Here is an 18,564-nt window from a genome sequence, read left to right on the forward strand (position 1 = left end):
ATATCTTTATGCAACATTCATTCAACACTTTTTCAAATGAAACAATTACTGCCTGCACTTTTACTCCTGGTTTCATGCAACACCAAAAGCCAGTGGATAAAGGATTCTGTTCTAATAGAAGGTCATTACAGAACCTTCACTTTTCATCAGCCTGAAGCTGATTTAAAGGGAGGCAGCCTGCTGTTTTTGATGCATGGGTCGGGTGGTAATAGTGGTGACATCATCTCCAAAACCGGCCAACTCGAAGCCATTGCTGGTAAAGACAAATTATTAGTCGTTTATCCTGAAGGCTACCAGCATTTCTGGAATGAATGCCGTAAGTATTCTACAGCTACAGCCAATAAAGAGAACATCAATGAAGAAGCTTTTTTTAAAGCAATGATCGGATACTTCGTGAAAAAATACGGCATCAGTAAAGAAAATATTTTTGCTGCGGGGTTTTCCGGTGGCGGTCACATGTCGTACAAATTAGCCATGACCATGCCGGACCAAATAAAAGCCATCACGGCCATCGTTGCCAATATGCCCGACTCAGCAAGCTGCGATTGTACGTTAGCCAATAAGGCTTTGCCGGTAATGATCATCAACGGCACCGATGATAAAACGAATCCTTACAATGGTGGTGAGATGTTTGTCAATAACAGCAGCTTTGGCGTGGTGCGAAGTTCAGAAAACAGCTTTGCCTATTGGGCTTCACTCGCTGGTTACAGAGGGGAGCCGGTTAAAACACTGCTACCTGATACCGATACTACCGATCACAAGACGATTGAAAGTTATTCTTACAAAGCCTCAAATAAACCACGTGTAACTTTGCTGAAAGTTGTTGGTGGCCATCACGATTACCCCGGTGATATTGATGTGTACCTTTATGCCTGGGAGTTTTTTAAAAGTACCATGAAGTAAGAAGCAGCATTTTATTACTGAGCGCAGAATCAAAAAAAAAGCCACTTCTTTTCTATATAAAAATTTTTATTTTAACAGGTTAAAGCCTACCCCGATGATATTTGTGCAACTACTGTTATTACTTATTTTACTGTTGTTGATTTTCTTTTTCATAATAAAACCTTTATTTATGGCACACAATGCGATCAACCGTTACCATTTCAGCGTGCAATGGGGCGGTACAAGAATTGGCTTTACAGAAGTAAGCGGACTGGATATTGAGATTGAAGCTGTTTCATTCAGGGATGGCGCTGACACTGAAAATAGTTTCCGCAAAATTCCCGGCTTGAGAAAGTTTACAGATATCACGCTGAAGCGTGGTATTGTAAAAGGCGACAATGAATTGTTTGAATGGCTGAATACAGAAAAGATTGGCACAGTTGAGAGAAGGGACGTGACCATTTCCCTATTGGATGAAAGCCACGCCCCGATAGTTGTCTGGCGATTAAAAAACGCCTTTCCTGTTAAATACCAGGGACCTGTGCTGAATGCAGACGACAGTTGTGTTGCAATGGAAACACTGGTATTAACCCATGAAGGGATAACAGTTGAAAAGACTTAATTGATTGTCGCTATTTTTTTACCGGCTTTGCACTCATATAAAAAACAAGTTTGCCACCGTTCATAATTTCATCGTGAGTAATATAACGGCGGTTTAGCAGTTGCCCATTTAACGTTACTTTTTTTACATACACATTCTTATCACTTTGATCAATGGCAGTTACTGAAAAAGTATTTCCATTTTCCAAATGAACACTGGCTGTTTGTATAGCGGGACTACCTAACCAATATTGCCCTGATGCAGGTGCTACAGGGTAAAACCCAAGCGAACTAAAAATATACCAGGCACTCATTTGCCCGCAATCATCATTGCCACCGAGGCCCGCAGATCCACTGTGGTATTGGTTTTTAAGAATCATACGCACCCGCTCCTGTGTTTTCCATGGTGCATCAGTCCAGTTGTATAAATAAGCTACGTGATGCGCCGGCTCATTGCCATGTACATAATTTCCTATAATTCCGTCACGGGTAATGTCTTCTGTTTCTGCAAAAAATTCATCAGGCAAATGCATAGTGAATAATGAATCCAGGTGTGCAGTAAATCTTTTTTTACCTCCCATTAATTGAATCATGGCTGTAGGATCCTGCGGCACATATAAACTGTAGTTCCAGGTGTTGCCTTCAATAAAACCCTGGCCATCTGTTTTCAATACATCAAATTCTTTTTTGAAACTGCCGTCACTTAAGCGTGGTCGCATAAAACCAATTGTTGAATCATATACATTGCGCCAGTTTTGTGCACGCTTGCTGAAAGTTTCAAACACATCCTGCCGGTTTAATTTTTTAGCCAGCTGTGCAATGCTCCAGTCATCAAAAGCATACTCCAGCGTTGAAGATACAGAAACACCATTTTTATCCTGTGGTATATACCCCTTGTCTATAAAATAACCAATGCCGTCATACTCTTTATGATTGGCTGTTGCAATACATGCATCCAGCGCTTTGTCTAAATCTGTAGTAACAGTACCTTTTATAATTGCTTCAGCAATAACTGAAACACTGTGGTAGCCGCTCATACACCAGTTATCATTGGCGTAATGCGACCAGATGGGCAGCATGTGCAAAGCACTCTGGTTATAATGCGCCAGCATAGATTTTACCATATCTGCATTGCGGGTTGGATTAACAATATTCTGGTAAGGATGAAACGCCCGGTAAGTATCCCATAAAGAAAAAGAAGTATAGTTCGTAAAGCCGGTTGCTTTATGCACATTCTGATCAAGACCTTTGTATTCACCATTTACATCCATGTACACGGTTGGCATCAAAGCCGCATGATACATGGCGGTATAAAAATTTATTTTCTCCTCGTTGCTGGTCGAAGTAATTACAATTTTGCCGAGCTCGGCATTCCAGGCTTGCTTTGCCTGTTGCTTTGTTTTTTCAAAATCCCAATGCGGTATTTCGGTACGCATATTTTCTATTGCGTTGATAGTACTTACAGGAGATAAAGCAAACTTTACTTTAATCGTTTCATTGGCTGCCGTTGCAAAATCAAAATACATACGCAATTGCTTGCCGGCTAAATCAGGGAAATTTTTTGACTGGTTGAATTTGCCCCAGAAGCCCCGGTACACTTGTCTTTTAGAATAATCTTTACAACCATAAGCAGCCATTGGCTTTGAAAAAGACATGGCGAAATAAACCGTCCTCGTTCGACCCCAGCCGTTGGTCTGGCGATAACCGGTTACCAGCGTATCATTCTCTACCCGAACAAATGTCCAGACATTTTTATCATCATAATTATAGATGCCAGCCATCAGGTCCAGTATAATATGCGACTGGTCTGATTTAGGAAAAGTATATTGATGAAAGCCTACCCGGGTGCTGGCTGTCACTTCAGCAAGGATATTATCATCTTCTAATTTTACTTTATAATAACCGGGTTCTGCTACTTCTGTTTCATGATGAAATACCGACCGGTAGCCACTTTCGGGATGATCAGCTGTACCGGGATTTAATTGCAATACACCAACAGTTGGCATAATTAAAAAGTCGCCCAGGTCACTGTGGCCAGTACCGCTGAAGTGTGTATGACTGAAACCAACAATCGTTTTATCATCATACTGGTAGCCGGCGCAATACTTATATACGTCTTTATTGTAACGGTTGTTATATTCATAGGGTAATGTGTCTGTATCAGGACTTAACTGCACGGCACCAAAAGGTACGATGGCGCCCGGAAAAGTGTGCCCCATTTTTTGAGTGCCGATAATGGGTTTGGCATATTGTGTAAGGTCAGGCTGCGACTGGGCTTTAGCCGCAAAATAATTAAATGATAAAAAAGAAAGTGTAACAACACGGTTAGCTATTTTCAAATAAATGTTCATGTATTTTTTACAAATTTAGTATGGTGAATGCTGTCCTTTAAGGGAGCGTTTGTACAAATTAAGCCTGCAAAAATAAGTCGTAAAAAGCAGGTCTGTCATTTTTTTCTGATATCACATTTGCAATTTAAGTGTGATAATGTTTATACGATGCATGTTAATAATATATGATCGTAACTTAATAGATACAGGGAACGATCTCTACAGAATTACCAAAGACGCAAAACTTCATTTTTGTATATGAGGAAAATTATTCCCGACCATGGTTAAGTAATAACGTAAAACACATTGGCATAGTTATTACAACTAGGTGAATAGGTTTTTCATAGGATATTGGACAAAAAACGAAGCTGGATTTTTATCCTGGCTTCTCTTTTTAAAATTTGCCTTAAACCTTTTCTAAAAAACTTATTATAAATATCTTTCCCCGGTAATATTGAGATGGTTTAGATGATGGCCATACAAATAATTAATTAATAATCTTTCGGTTAAATCAAAACCATTTGCAATTCCTATATTATCCAGCACTTCATCACTTAATCTTCCAATAGAAAAACGCCAGCTGTTCGGTAGAAGGGTAATTGTTCCATAACATTTTTTGGGTAGTTCTGCTACCGCTACTGGTAGTTGATACAAAAAGATTTTTATCAAATCCAGGCAAATTGGTGTCATCGCTTCTGGCAATTCTTAATGCACGATAGATAATGATTCTTTCACAATCGGCGTGGTGCAGAACAATATCTTTAAGGATCCACTTACCTTGACTGTACCAGTAATTAAAATTTTCTTCGGAAAGGTTTACTACCATGCTGCGGGTCTCTTCCACTATATTCTTTAAAGACTGCAACCGGTTTCCATCTTGCGACATTCTATATAAGGCTGATAAAATACATCATAACCATCATCGGGGTTATAAATTTTATTCATCGCATTTGTTTTTTTTCTGACTAAATAAAATTCGGCTTACGCGACGTAAATTGTAAACAAGATTACGGTGCTATACCTTTATAAATATTATTACCACTTATGTAAAATAAATAGTTGGTACATTGCCGCTTCTTATTTTCATTAAAAAATATAGTATGAACAAAGTCTTTTTGGCGGCCTGCCTGATCGCAGCAACCAATATTGTATATGCACAGCAGCCTGTATATATGCCACAAAATATAAAAAAGGCATACACCAATGAAACACGCAGCATGGATGGCAGACCCGGAAAAAAATACTGGCAAAACTATGGCCGGTATACCATTAATGTTGCAGTTGCACCGCCTGCAAAAACCGTTACCGGTGATGAAACCATTACCTATATCAACAACAGCCCAAAGCCAATCAGCAGCATTGTAATTAAACTGATCATGAACATTCATAACCCGGGAGCAGAAAGGCAAAGCGCAACTGGAGCAGACTATTTAACTACCGGTATTCATATTGATCAGTTTACTCAAAACGGCACGGTTACCAATTTTGGCGATGCCCGTGGCGAAACATGGAAACGGGTAAGCCTTACCAAACCTGTTGCCACAGGCGACAGCGTACAATTAAGTTTTAAATGGCATTATGATTTAAGTGACCGCAGCGGCCGGGAAGGTAAACTCGACAGCACCAGTTTTTTCCTGGCTTATTTTTATCCAAGGGTTGCAGTGATGGACGATGTGTTTGGCTGGGACCGGATGGACTTTACAGATGCCCAGGAATTTTATAACGATTTTAATGATTACACTGTTGCCGTTACCGTTCCTAAAAACTTTTTGGTTTGGGGCTCCGGTGATTTATTAAATGCCGCAGAAGTATTACAATCTCCCTACTTGGAAAAATTCAATAAGAGTTTTACAAGCGATGACGTAATTAATGTTGCTACACAAAAAGATATTGAAGCAAAAAATATAACCATTCAAAATGCCAGCAATACCTGGAAATGGAAAGCTTCGAATATAAGTGATATGGCATATTGCATCAGCGACCATTATGTATGGGATGCCGCAAGTGTTTTAGTTGACAAAAAAACCGGCCGCAGAGCCAGTTGCCAATCAGCCTATTTAAACAACGCCACCAATTTTCACAACCAGGTAAAACATATTCAGCATTCGCTGGATTGGTATAGTAATAACTGGCCGGGTGTTGCTTATCCTTTTCCCAAGAGTACCATCATAGAAGGATTTGCAGATATGGAATATCCGATGATGGCCAACGACAGCCGCCAGGATGATGACATTATGCAACGCTTTATTGCTGAGCATGAAGTAGGACATTCTTATTTTCCTTTTTACATGGGCATCAACGAACACCGCTATGGTTTTATGGATGAAGGCTGGACAACAGCATTCGAAAACCTGATAGGCCAGGTGGATCTTGGGAAAGAAAAAGCGAATAATTTTTTCAAACAATTCAGGGTTGCAGGCTGGGCTCTAAATCCATCAGATGAAACACAGGTGCCCATCATTACACCGGTAAATATTTTAAGCGGCCAAGCCATGGGACATAATGAATATGGTAAACCTGCCCTTGCTTACCTGGCGTTAAAAGATATGCTCGGCGATGAATTATTCAAAAAGTCTTTGCATGGATTTATGGATAGCTGGCATGGCAAGCACCCAATTCCATGGGATATGTTTAATAGCTTTTCAACTTTCTCCGGAAAAAATCTGAACTGGTTTTTCAGTAACTGGTTTTTGAGTACTTATTACATGGATATTGCGGTAGATAAATTGGCTCCTGTGGCCGGAGGTTATTCACTTACCATAAAAAACATTGGCGGCTTTGCAATACCAACAGATGTATTGGTAGAGTATACTGATAGTACAAAAGAAACCATTCATGCAACTGCCGGCATTTGGGAAAAGAACCTGCAAGCCGCTATCATTAACATTAAAACTAAAAAGAAAATTGCCTTTTTAAAACTGGATGGCGGTATTTACATGGATGCAGATGAAAGCAATAACAAATGGGGTGTAAAGAAGATAAATACTGTTGCAACAATTAATCTTGATAAATACACCGGGGTATATTCAAACAAAAACATCCCGATTAAACTGACTTTTACAAATGAAGATAACAGCCTTCAACTGGAAGCTACAGGCCAGGAGAAAATAGCTCTTAATAATACAGGCAAAGACAGCTTTAGTTTTGAAGCCGCGGGGTTGGTTATTGTTTTCGATTTAGTTAAAAACGAACTTTCCCTGTCGCAGGGCGGTGGCAGTTATATTTTTACGAAGGACAAATAACAAACAACTTCTTATCAAAAAATGCGGGATGGAAACAGTCAACAAACTATAACATCCCGTATTTTTTTGAACTGGTAATTTTTTTTATTTTGATCAAGTGCTTTTTGCTTTCTAGAATCATCTGGGATAATGACAACTATCATTATATATTATAAATTGCTTAGTACTTTTAATAAGGCAAATTTGCACGGTTTTGGATACAAAGATTGCTGACTTGTAACCCATAAAAAACAATCATGAAAAAGTATGCTGTATTTATTCTTTATTTATTGCCGGTAATTTTTTCCTGCCATAGTAAAGAATCTGAGAAGAATCAACCAGTAGCTGACACTATTTCCACTGTTGTAACTACTGACACCGCCAATATTTATAAAGACACGCACTATTTTTGGTTTGCTGACTTTTCCGGTAAAAAAGGTTTTACGATGGTTAGAAACAGGCCAATTCCTGCAGACTCTTTAACAGCGGAGCATATTATTCAATCCTTCAACGAAATTTATCCTGAGATGAAACTCAGTCTAAACAAGGTTTCCAACGACAGCATTTTTATAAAAGTCGGTAACGCTAATTATTTAACCAGCCAAACAGGATCCAGTGGCGCAGAGGCTTATATGGCAGAAGTCACTTATAATCTCACCGAACTAAAAGGCATCAACTTTGTGCACTTTAGTTTTCAAAAGGGTGAGCATGCTTCACCCGGCACCTATTCAAGAACTGATTTCATACACGAATAAATCATAAGGAATTTAACAGATTTGCCTGCCATCTAAAAAAATATACACTTAACAAAAAAGCTTCCTTTACGGAAGCTTTTTTGTTAAGTTATTAAAATGAATTAATCCCTGTAATTCAAAGCTGGTTTGATATCCCCAAGCAAAGCTTTGTACTGGTAATCGCCTTTATCCTGTATAAATTCCTGTTTTGCTTTTGCAATCAGTGCAGGATTCAAAAAGAGATCAATGGCCGTCAGCGTCATTGTTTTGGCCGCCACCATCATACCTTTTGTTCCTATTTCAGTTCCCCCGCAGGCAACGGCCTGCCAGCTGTGTGCCGGAGTGCCCGGTATCCATGTGGCGGCCTGCATACCAACAGTAGGCACAGCATAACTCACGTCGCCAACATCTGTAGAACCACCACCTGAGGTATCTCCTGCCTTTAACGGTTTTACAATGGCAGCGGTAGCAATTTCAGGTGGCAACGGGCCAAAACTGGTCTGTAATTTTTTGCCGAATTCTATTTCATCAGTAGTCAAATGCACACCTCCAACCTTTTCAAGATTTAGTTGCATGTCTTCGGCCAGTGTTTTATTCAAAAGCAGGTCGTGTGTTCCGCCGATAATTTCATAGTCAACGGTAGTTTCTGTTCCCATTGCGGCTCCGTTGGCAGCTTTCACTACACGGTCAAATATTTTCACAACATCCTCTCTCTTAGGATGGCGCACATAATAATATACCTCTGCAAAATCCGGTACCACGTTGGGGGCTTTACCTCCATTCGTAATTACATAATGAATCCGGGTTTCCTGCGGAATATGTTCCCGCATCATATTAACCATATTATCCATTGCTTCTACCGCATCCAGTGCAGACCTGCCTTTTTCAGGCGAAGCCGCAGCATGTGCTGATATACCATGAAAACGGAATTTAGCTGACTTGTTTGCCAATGCGCTCATCATGGTAACACTATTGTTATCGCCCGGGTGCCAATGTATAGCCACATCCACATCATTAAACAAACCTGCCCGCACCATAAATACTTTTCCGGAACCGCCCTCCTCCGCGGGGCAGCCATAAACCCTGATTGTACCGGTGAGCTTTTTTTGTTCAATCAGTTTTTTTATTTCAATGCCGGCAGCTACTGAAGCAGTTCCAAATAAATGATGGCCGCATGCCTGGCCGGCAGCTTTGCCGGGTATACTCTTTTTTTCCGGAATGGCTTCCTGGGACAAGCCGGGCAAAGCGTCAAACTCTGCCAGGATAGCGATTACCGGTTGCCCTGTGCCATAGCTTGCAACAAAGGCAGTTGGTATTGACGCGACGCCTTTTTGAATGGTAAAGCCATTATCACTTAATACCTGCTGCAGCAATGCCGTGCTTTTTTCTTCCTTGTAACCAACCTCAGCAAAGTTCCATATCTGCATGGCAGTCTGACGGTAGTCCCGGTATTTCGCCTGTATGTCGGCTATCGCCTGGCTCTTAAATGATTCCGCACCTGAAGCCTTTTTCTGACCTGTACAAAAATTGGTGAGTAAAACAGCTGGAAGTAAAAATATTGTCCGGTAATTCAATTTCATGCTACATATTTAGCACAATTTAAGTGAAAGCCTTTAGCCTTGCCAGATTTACGGTAATAAAAAAACTGAGGCAGTTATAAAATTGATTCACTTTAAAAAAAAAGACTTTAACCACAGTTTTTATAACCTGATAAACCATGTGCCCTTTTTTCAATTTTACAGAAACAATGGGATGCCCTTTTTTATGTTGGGTTACCTGTATTTGTAGAAGTTCTATTACAGCAGTACTAAAAAAATATTTTTGTTTCGTTCCGTTTTTTAGAAATTCAGTTCCATAATCAGGAAACGAGTATGGCAAATATAGTTGTAACTCAATGATTATAAATACCTTATAAACACGGCATGGTTATGCGCTATCTGTGACAAACGTAAAACTACCATGAAAACAACTTCTTCAAATAACTGCACCAACAACCCAGGCACAATTTCAAAAGTAGAATTGCGTTTTACAATACAAATTTTAGTTTTTGTGGAAATTTAACTACAAGCTGTTAGAAAAAATGCCAGCAAATTAAAAAACAGACTACAACCCATTACCTCCGGAAAACTGTACCCAAATTATGAAACCATTTTTAACCATAAGCAGACCTTCATTAAAAAATTATTCATTCTTTGTAACGTTTGTTATTGTTGTCGGGTTATGTGATACTGTCAATGCTCAAAAAATAACCATCAACACGGGCGGCAGCCTTGTTTTAAATGGCACGGTGTCACTGGTGATCAATAATGCAGCATTTCAAAATAATGGCACTTTTGCTGCAGGTGCCAGTACAGTTGTTTTCGCTGGTAGTACTGATACTACCACGGCATACGTTGGTGGAAATACAACTTCAACATTTAATAATTTATCTGTTATAAAATCCGCTTACGGGGTTGCTTTAAAATCAAAGGCAATTGTTGCGAACGTACTTACGGTAAATGGTGGCAATTTATATGCAGACAGTAACCTAACATTAAAATCAGATGAAAATCTTACTGCAAGAGTAGCGCCTGTTGCAGCAACAAGTCAAATTATAGGTAAAGCAACTGTACAAAGATATATTCCCGGAAAAAGAGCCTGGAGGTTGATGACCGCCCCTGTTACCAGTTCTAATACTATATACAATACATGGCAGGATCGTGGCGCCGATAATCCAGGCATAGGGCTGTTAGTAACAGGACCAAATCCTACCGGTGCTTCTGGAAATGGGTTGGATATAAGTGCTCAAAATTCAGTTTCAATGAAAACCTGGAATTACAGTACGCAGGCTTTAGTAAATGTCTTAAATACCAAAGTGCCTATTTCTGCTGGTAACACCGGCAGTGCCGACAATACCGGGTATTTTATATTCATAAGAGGTGACCGTAACCCTGCCAATACGTGTACCTGCACTTTTACAAACACAACTGTTAGCAGCATTGGTACACTACAAACAGGCACGCAGACTTTTCCTGCTTCTTCTGTAGCTGGCAAATATACACTGATCGGCAATCCGTATGCTTCTCCTGTTAATTTTGAGAATCTTACAAGGAATAATCTTGTCAAAAGATTTTACGTATGGGATCCGTCATTGAACATAACAGGCGGCTATGTTTCAATGGATGACGTGGATGGAACTGGCAACTGGCTGCAGTCTGTACCAAGTGCCCAGACTACTGATATTCAATCAGGCCAGGCATTTTTTGTAGAAACCCTGGCTGCAGGTACAGCCTCTATCAGCTTTAATGAGTCAAGCAAAAGTGTCAACAGAAGCAATGTAGGATTTCGGCCAATGGGTGTTCCATCAGGACTTATCAGAACCACGTTATACTTATTAAATGCAGATAATACAACCACATTGGCTGATGGCACTTTCGTTCAGTTCAACAATAAGTTCAGCAGTGGACTTGACCGTAATGATGCTCTAAAATTTGGTAATACAAATGAAAACCTGAGCATTGTAAGAAATACAACTTCACTGGCCGCGGAAAGAAGGCCAGAACTAACTGTAAACGATACTATCTATTTTAAATTAACGACTACCAGCCAGAGAGCTTACCAGTTTGTGTTTGATGCAAGCAATATGCAGCAGCCAGGTATGGTGGGCTATTTGCTGGACAGCTACCTTGGCACCAGCACGTTGGTCAGCCTCGATGGAAAAACTACCGTTAAATTTTCGATCAATGCTGCTGCTGCTTCTGCAGCAACCAACCGTTTTAAAATCGTGTTCAAAACTACAACTGTTTTACCCGTAACATTTACTAGTGTGAAGGCATACCAGCAGAATACCGCAATAGCCGTAGATTGGAATGTAGAGAATGAAATCAACATGGTAAAATATGATGTTGAAAAATCGGCAGACGGTTCAACATTCACTTATGTAAACACCACAAATGTCAGTGGTACAAGCAATGCTAACAATACTTACAGCTGGTTAGACGTTAAACCTACGCAAGGAGTGAATTATTACAGGATTAAATCATACGACATCACTGGTGATGTCAAATATAGTGTGATTGTAAAAGCAACGATGGCAGCTGGTACCAGTGGCTACAGTATTTACCCCAACCCTGTTACGACCAACGTCATCAATCTTGTAATGACCAATCAACCTGCCGGCAAATACCAAGTACAATTAACCAATGCAATAGGTCAGGTAATCCTTGTAAAAGACATCCAATTCCAGGGTGGTACCAGGACGCAGGCATTGAATACGGTATCTAAACTAACGGCAGGCGTATACCAGCTGGAAATCAGTGGACGAGATAACACTCACGAAACACAAAAAGTAATTGTTGATTAATTAATTGTGAATCGCATAATGCACAAATTGAGAAGACGTATGAGCAGGTAGAAGAACAATGGAAACAACAGATAAAAAATAAAGATTAATACACTGAATCCCTGAAATATTTTGGGGATTTGGTGAATGGCAAAACCCTAACAAAAAATAAACCAATAGTATGAAAAAGCTTTACCTCGTGACACTGCTGATATTGCAGCTGGCACTGGCTACCAAAACCAAGGCCCAGAATGTTGGCATAAACGCCACATCAAGTTTGCCCGACAATAGTGCTATGCTGGATGTGAGCGCCACTGACAAGGGTTTCCTGGCACCGAGACTGACAACAGCGCAGCAAAATGCCATTTCACTTCCAGCCACAGGTTTGCTGATTTTTAACACCACAGATAATGTGTTTAAAGTGAATACCGGCACGCCGGCTGTTCCTTTATGGACGCCTTTGGCTATGGGCAGTGGCGCTGCCATTAGCTCACTCAACGGGCTAACCGGCGTTACGCAAACATTTGCAACAGGTACATCCGGTACCGATTTTGGAATAACAAGTTCCGGAACGGCACATACCTTTAATTTACCTACCGCCTCCGCAGTCAACCGCGGCGCATTGTCGTCTTCCGACTGGAGTATTTTCAATGGCAAACTTGGTTTAACTTCCTTGTCGGCCACAACACCATTGAGTTACAATAACACCACCGGGGCATTTTCTATTAACCAGGCAAATACCACCACCAATGGTTATTTGAGTAATACGGATTGGAATACTTTCAACGGAAAACAAGGAGCAATTTCGCTAACTACTACCGGTGGTAGCGGTGCAGCCACATTGGTTGGTAACACGCTCAACATACCCAACTATGCAGGATTGTCCTCTTTATCTACGACAGCACCCTTAACTTATAATAGTGGTACCGGAGCATTTGCAATTACGCAGGCTACAACATCCTCAAACGGATACTTAAGCAATACTGATTGGAATATTTTTAACAGTAAACAGACTGCAATAAACGGTACAGGTTTCGTAAAAGCATCAGGGACAACTATTAGCTACGATAACAATACTTATCTCACTTCTGCAACAGGTAGAACAAACATAAGCCTCACTACGACTGGAACAAGTGGTGCAGCAACTTACAATAACGTAACTGGTGTATTGAATGTACCTGTTTACCCTTCCAATGCAGGAACAGTAACAAGCGTAGCTGCATTAACGCTGGGAACTACCGGAACTGACTTAACATCAACAGTTGCAACAGGAACAACAACTCCGGTAATTACATTAAATGTGCCTACTGCATCTGCAACTAACCGTGGAGCTTTATCTTCTGCGGACTGGACTGCTTTTAACGGAAAGCAGGCAGCAATTTCATTAACTACTACAGGGAATAATGGTGCAGCCACTTTTTCAGCCAATACCCTGAATGTTCCCACCTATACTTTAGCGGGTCTGGGCGGTATCGGATTGGCTTCGCTTTCTTCGTCGGCACCGTTAACCTATAACAATGCGACTGGTGCTTTTGCAATCACACAGGCTACAACATCCACTAATGGCTATTTAAGCAGCGCTGACTGGAATACGTTTAACAACAAACAAGGAACCGTTTCCGGAACGGCCAACCGCATAACGGTAACTTCCGGTGTAATCGATATCAGCTCTGCCTATGTTGGTCAAAATACAATTACGACACTGGGTACTGTTGGAACAGGAAGCTGGCAAGGTACTGCCGTAGGTGCAAGTTATGGTGGCACAGGACAAACAACAGTTACTGCCGGTGATTTGCTGTATGGTTCAGCCGCTAATACCTGGAGCAAATTACCTGCTGGCACTAATGGACAGGTGCTTACTTTGGCAGGCGGTATTCCTTCCTGGTCTTCCAATCCTGGATCTACAGCATGGAGTTTAACCGGCAATGCAGTTACTGCAGGATCACAGTTTTTGGGCTCAACAAACAATGTGTCGCTTAGAATGAGAACCAATAATGTTGAAAGGATGGTGGTTGATAGTTTTGGAAAAGTTGGTATTGGGACCACTTCCCCGACAACCTTATTACAGGCTGTTTCGAACGTATCAGACTTCAGGTTTTCAAACGGCCTGGCTACTACAACGCCTAATGTTTCAGTAATAAATACCACCGGCAAAGCGGGAGCGATAGCGGCGGGGTCTGCCGGAGCTGCAATAGCTTACGATAATTCAGGCATATTTGCAATTATGAGTGAAGCCCGTTCAGCATTTACAGGAAACACCATTGGCGGAGGATCAGTCAATTTATATATGGATGCAAATGGTAAAACATCCTTAGGATCGTCAGCTCCAACGGCAGTTTTACATATAAAAGCTGGTACTGCCGCAGCCAATACGGCTCCTTTAAAATTAACCGCAGGGATTAATCTTACAACCCCGGAAGATGGAGCAGTAGAATATAACGGTACTCACTTCTATGGAACTATCGGTACTACACGGTATCAGCTAGACCAACAGGCAACCGGAACAGCCTGGAGTTTGACTGGAAACGCCGCAACAGCAGGTTCGCATTTCTTAGGCTCGACCAATAATGTTTCCTTAAGATTCAGAACAAACAATACCGAAAGAATGATTATTGATAGTACGGGCAAGGTGGGCGTTGGCTTAACTGACCCTGCTGCTGGTTATTACCTGTCTGTAAAAGATAATTTGGAGATAAGAAGAACTGCTACAACTGCACAGATGATTTTTACAAATACAGCCGGTTCTGGTAACTTTAGAATTGGTGGAGATGGTGGAGATATTTACTGGCAGGGCGGCGGGGGACAATCCCTGCAAATGGGCTCCTACTGGGCTACCATTTTGGGTGGTGACAGACAAACAGCCGCGTTCCCTGCTTTTATTGGCGGCATCTCAGGAACCAGTGTTATAGTGGCATCACAGCGGGATGCAAGTGTGGCACTAGGTATACAAGGCAACAGCGCTACACAAACAGCCAATTTAACGGAATGGAAAACGTCGTCAGGAACTGTACTTGATGTGGTGGACGAAGCAGGAAATGTCGGGATCGGTGTAACCAATCCTACAGCAGCTTTACACCTTGGAGCAGGTACTGCAGCTGCAAATACTGCCCCTTTAAAATTCACTGCAGGCACAAACCTTACTACCCCTGAAAACGGCGCGGTGGAATTTAATGGTACGCACTTTTATGGAACTGTTGGCGGCACCCGCTACCAGTTAGATCAGCAAGCTGGCGGCGGTACAACAACGGTAGCCAACGGAGGTACCGGACAAACATCCAACCTAACAGCTGGTGGTGTTATTTACGGGGCAAGTACAACCGCAATGGGCTCTACTGCTGCAGGTACAACAGGACAGATACTACAGTCTGCCGGAGCAGCCACACCGGTGTGGGTAAATGGCGGAACAATGATGTTAAGCGGTAATACAAATAATTCTACAGAGACTACTTCCAGTGGCGGTCAAAAAAATTATTATCCAATTACGGGTACAATAAGTTCTGTTTCAACATCAGACGTTCAGGCAGGAACCAGAACGGTAATGTCGAGAGCCGGCACAGTCAGGAATTTATACGTAAAACTGGATGGATCGCCCGGTGGTGGTAATAACCTCATCATCACAGTTTATAAAAATGGAGTTGCACAAACAGTAACAACTACAATAACTCAACCTGCTGTAAGTGGTTCTGACACTTCCAACTCATTTACTGTAGCCGCAGGTGATGAAGTGGGAATAGTAATTTCCTCTACTTCTGCACCAGGCACACATCGCAGAGTTAGCTGGTCGGCGGATTTTACTTACTAGACCTTTAATTAATTCAGTTAGAGAAACACAGATACATATCGAAGGAGAATTTTCCCTCGAAAAGTTCAGGCCCTGAAGGCCAACTAAATTCAAAACAAGACACCAGGCCCAATAGGCCTGGTGTCTTGTTTTGAATCTTTTCCCAAATTGAAAATGGACATATTCAATGATGTAAGCGAGAGTGAAATTCTATCCATTTTTTATGCCGGACCAATAATTACCGCTCTTTTCTCAGGTTTAAAAAGAAATTTTGTTAAGAAAAAGTTATCAAAATTTAGGAATTTTAAAAAAAGTCTTCTACTTTCGTTGTCTTATCTACTGATTTCTGATCCACTATCATTACAAACTCCATTTCTATTTATTCCTATTGCATTCCGTAACTAAGATTATTATCCTTACTAACAACCACGTCGTTTTACAATAGCCCATTCCAAAGAAGATACTTTTTTCAAATCATTAGTCTATGCTATAATGCATGTTGCATTGTAACGGACTGTAGCTTTTAATAATTGCAACAACTAATAAACAAGTTAACAATAGAATCAATTCTACATCTTCATCTTCACCAAAACAAGCCATATGAGCAAGCTAATTTTTACCCGGCTAACACTCGCATTTATGTTGTTTTTAACCTTAGGTGCCTTTAAGGCACAAGGACAGGCAACCATTAAAACTGATTTGCTGGATTACCCGCCAGGATCAACTGCAATTATTACTGGTACCGGCTTTCAGCCCGGTGAAACGGTAACGCTGCAGGTAATTCACGTGGGAGACGATCCATTGGGTACTGATGCGGCGTATCACCAACCCTTTACCACAGTTGCAGATAATAGCGGAAACGTGTCATCGTCTTGGGACGTTCCAACAGATGGTGATGCCCTTGGGGCAACTTTTTTGTTGACTGCGGATGGTGGAAGCTCGGGTTTACATGCGGAATGGACGTTTACAGATGCAAATACAAGTTTAACTGTTGACAATGTAACGGGAATATATGGAGGAACTGTAACGCTGACAGCTACTCTAAAACAGCAAGGGGGTGGTAATCCTCCAATTTCAGGTAAGACTATTAGCTTTACATTAAATGGCACCTTGATAAATACAGCTGTCACAAATGCTTCTGGAGTCGCAACCCTCTCATCTGTTAGCCTTGGCGCAATAAATGCGAATACATACAATAGCGGTGTAGGGGCCAGTTTTGCTGCAGAACTTCCTACTTGGTCAGCCTCTTCTGGCACTGGTAAATTAATTGTAAATAAAGCTGACCAAACAATCACATGGGCAAATCCTGCCAACATTACATATGGAACGGTATTAAGTGCAACGCAACTTAATGCAACGGTCGCAGGAGTTTCTGGGGGATCTGCTCCAGGCGCATTAACCTATACACCTGCATCAGGTGTGTTACTATCTGCAGGAAGTCAAACATTACAGGTGGATGCTGCAGCAACTACAAACTATAACGCAGCTACAAAACAAGTAGCGCTTGTTGTTGATAAAGCAAACCAAACAATTACATGGGCAAACCCAGCCGATATAACATACGGAACATTGTTGGGTGCAACACAATTGAATGCCACGGTGGCTGGTTCTGCAACAGCGGGAGCTTCTGCACCAGGGGCATTAACCTATACTCCTGCAGCAGGTACTTTATTAAATGCAGGATTGGCGCAAACTTTAAGTGTAAGTGCTGCGGCAACTACAAATTATAACGCTGCCGGACCAAAGACAGTACAGATCAATGTAAACAAAGCAAATCAAACAATTACCTGGGCAAATCCTGCCGCCATTACTTATGGCACCTTATTGAGCGCAACACAGTTGAATGCCACGGTGGCTGGTTCCGCAACAGCAGGGGCTTCCGCACCAGGAGCATTAACATATACACCTGCTTCAGGGACGCTATTAGACGCTGGAGTCGGTCAGACTTTAAGTGTGAGTGCTGCAGCAACTTCCAACTATAATGCGGCAGGCCCAACGACGGTTTTAATAACCGTAAATAAAGCTGATCCGACCATCACTTGGGCAAACCCAGCCGATATAACATATGGTACACTATTAAGTGGAACGCAACTTAATGCGGTAGTGACAGGTTCTGCAACAGCGGGTGCAACTGCACCTGGTACTTTAACCTACACGCCATCGTCGGGTACCCTATTAGATGCAGGGTCCAATCAAAGTCTTGTTGCAAATGTTGCATCAACTACAAATTATAATGCCGCAACAAAAACAGTTAAGATCAGTGTAAGCAAAGCAGACCAAATCATTACCTGGTCTAACCCTGCCAACATAACCTACGGCACATTGCTAAGTTCAACACAATTGAATGCATCAGTAGCAGGTGTCGCTGGCGGATCTGCCCCGGGTGCTTTAACTTATAACCCAGTTGCTGGTACTTTATTAAATGCGGGCACACAAACATTAAGCGTAAGTGCAGCACCTACATCAAATTATAAACCTGCTTCAGCATCGGTAACACTGATTGTTGATAAAGCTAATCCTACTGTTAATGTAACAGGATACAGTGTCACTTATGATGGCAATCCTCATACAGCTACTTACACCATCACTGGTGTGAATGGTGAAACAGGTGCAACAGTTGGAACAATCATTGTGGCCGGTACTACTCATACCAATGCAGGAACTTACAATAATGATCCATGGTCATTTACCGGTG

General features: G+C 41.5%; 10 protein-coding genes. 7 read left to right on the forward strand and 3 right to left on the reverse strand.

Annotation, left to right across the window (positions count from 1 at the left end; genetic code table 11):
• Positions 1-36 precede the first annotated feature (36 nt).
• Positions 37-903, forward strand: coding sequence for a CE1 family esterase (locus QWZ08_RS13485; protein WP_290337956.1), 867 nt, complete (start codon positions 37-39; stop codon positions 901-903).
• 169 nt (positions 904-1,072) lie between these two features.
• Positions 1,073-1,504, forward strand: a complete 432-nt coding sequence (locus tag QWZ08_RS13490; protein WP_290337957.1) for a phage tail protein — start codon at positions 1,073-1,075, stop codon at positions 1,502-1,504.
• Positions 1,505-1,514: 10 nt separating this feature from the next.
• Here QWZ08_RS13490 and QWZ08_RS13495 read toward each other — a convergent pair whose 3' ends face one another.
• A complete protein-coding gene (locus QWZ08_RS13495) occupies positions 1,515-3,833 on the reverse strand; it encodes a GH92 family glycosyl hydrolase (protein WP_290337958.1) in 2,319 nt (772 codons plus the stop codon).
• Between the two features lie 529 nt (positions 3,834-4,362).
• Positions 4,363-4,698, reverse strand: coding sequence for a hypothetical protein (locus QWZ08_RS13500; protein ID WP_290337959.1), 336 nt, complete (start codon positions 4,696-4,698; stop codon positions 4,363-4,365).
• 214 nt (positions 4,699-4,912) lie between these two features.
• Here QWZ08_RS13500 and QWZ08_RS13505 point away from each other — a divergent pair, with 214 nt between their 5' ends.
• Both QWZ08_RS13505 and QWZ08_RS13510 read left to right on the forward strand, forming a co-directional pair.
• Positions 4,913-7,054 (forward strand): M1 family metallopeptidase, encoded by a 2,142-nt coding sequence (locus QWZ08_RS13505; RefSeq protein WP_290337960.1) that lies wholly within the window; start codon positions 4,913-4,915, stop codon positions 7,052-7,054.
• A 236-nt stretch (positions 7,055-7,290) separates the two neighbouring features.
• On the forward strand, positions 7,291-7,788 hold the full coding sequence (locus tag QWZ08_RS13510) for a hypothetical protein (protein WP_290337961.1): 498 nt from the start codon (positions 7,291-7,293) through the stop codon (positions 7,786-7,788).
• 101 nt (positions 7,789-7,889) lie between these two features.
• Here QWZ08_RS13510 and QWZ08_RS13515 read toward each other — a convergent pair whose 3' ends face one another.
• Entirely contained in the window at positions 7,890-9,347 is a 1,458-nt protein-coding gene (locus tag QWZ08_RS13515) for a M20 family metallopeptidase (RefSeq protein ID WP_290337962.1), read from the reverse strand.
• Positions 9,348-9,907: 560 nt separating this feature from the next.
• On the opposite strand from QWZ08_RS13515, the gene QWZ08_RS13520 reads away from it, so the two are divergent.
• The 3 genes from QWZ08_RS13520 to QWZ08_RS13530 all read left to right on the forward strand — a co-directional run.
• Positions 9,908-12,109, forward strand: a complete 2,202-nt coding sequence (locus QWZ08_RS13520; RefSeq protein WP_290337963.1) for a T9SS type A sorting domain-containing protein — start codon at positions 9,908-9,910, stop codon at positions 12,107-12,109.
• A gap of 160 nt (positions 12,110-12,269) precedes the next feature.
• Positions 12,270-15,890, forward strand: a complete 3,621-nt coding sequence (locus QWZ08_RS13525; RefSeq protein ID WP_290337964.1) for a beta strand repeat-containing protein — start codon at positions 12,270-12,272, stop codon at positions 15,888-15,890.
• Between the two features lie 579 nt (positions 15,891-16,469).
• Positions 16,470-18,564: beta strand repeat-containing protein (locus QWZ08_RS13530; RefSeq protein ID WP_290337965.1), on the forward strand; the 2,095-nt coding region annotated here is incomplete at its 3' end.

This window comes from Ferruginibacter paludis (genome assembly GCF_030409685.1).
Classification (GTDB): Bacteria; Bacteroidota; Bacteroidia; order Chitinophagales; family Chitinophagaceae; genus Ferruginibacter; species Ferruginibacter paludis.

What these genes read in the sequence shown, in the direction of transcription:
- QWZ08_RS13515 (WP_290337962.1), bottom strand. Translation starts at nt 9,347, where the DNA reads ATGAAATTGAATTACCGGACAATATTTTTACTTCCAGCTGTTTTACTC.
- QWZ08_RS13525 (WP_290337964.1), top strand. Translation starts at nt 12,270, where the DNA reads ATGAAAAAGCTTTACCTCGTGACACTGCTGATATTGCAGCTGGCACTG.
- QWZ08_RS13500 (WP_290337959.1), bottom strand. Translation starts at nt 4,698, where the DNA reads ATGTCGCAAGATGGAAACCGGTTGCAGTCTTTAAAGAATATAGTGGAA.
- QWZ08_RS13490 (WP_290337957.1), top strand. Translation starts at nt 1,073, where the DNA reads ATGGCACACAATGCGATCAACCGTTACCATTTCAGCGTGCAATGGGGC.
- QWZ08_RS13520 (WP_290337963.1), top strand. Translation starts at nt 9,908, where the DNA reads ATGAAACCATTTTTAACCATAAGCAGACCTTCATTAAAAAATTATTCA.
- QWZ08_RS13495 (WP_290337958.1), bottom strand. Translation starts at nt 3,833, where the DNA reads ATGAACATTTATTTGAAAATAGCTAACCGTGTTGTTACACTTTCTTTT.
- QWZ08_RS13510 (WP_290337961.1), top strand. Translation starts at nt 7,291, where the DNA reads ATGAAAAAGTATGCTGTATTTATTCTTTATTTATTGCCGGTAATTTTT.
- QWZ08_RS13505 (WP_290337960.1), top strand. Translation starts at nt 4,913, where the DNA reads ATGAACAAAGTCTTTTTGGCGGCCTGCCTGATCGCAGCAACCAATATT.
- QWZ08_RS13485 (WP_290337956.1), top strand. Translation starts at nt 37, where the DNA reads ATGAAACAATTACTGCCTGCACTTTTACTCCTGGTTTCATGCAACACC.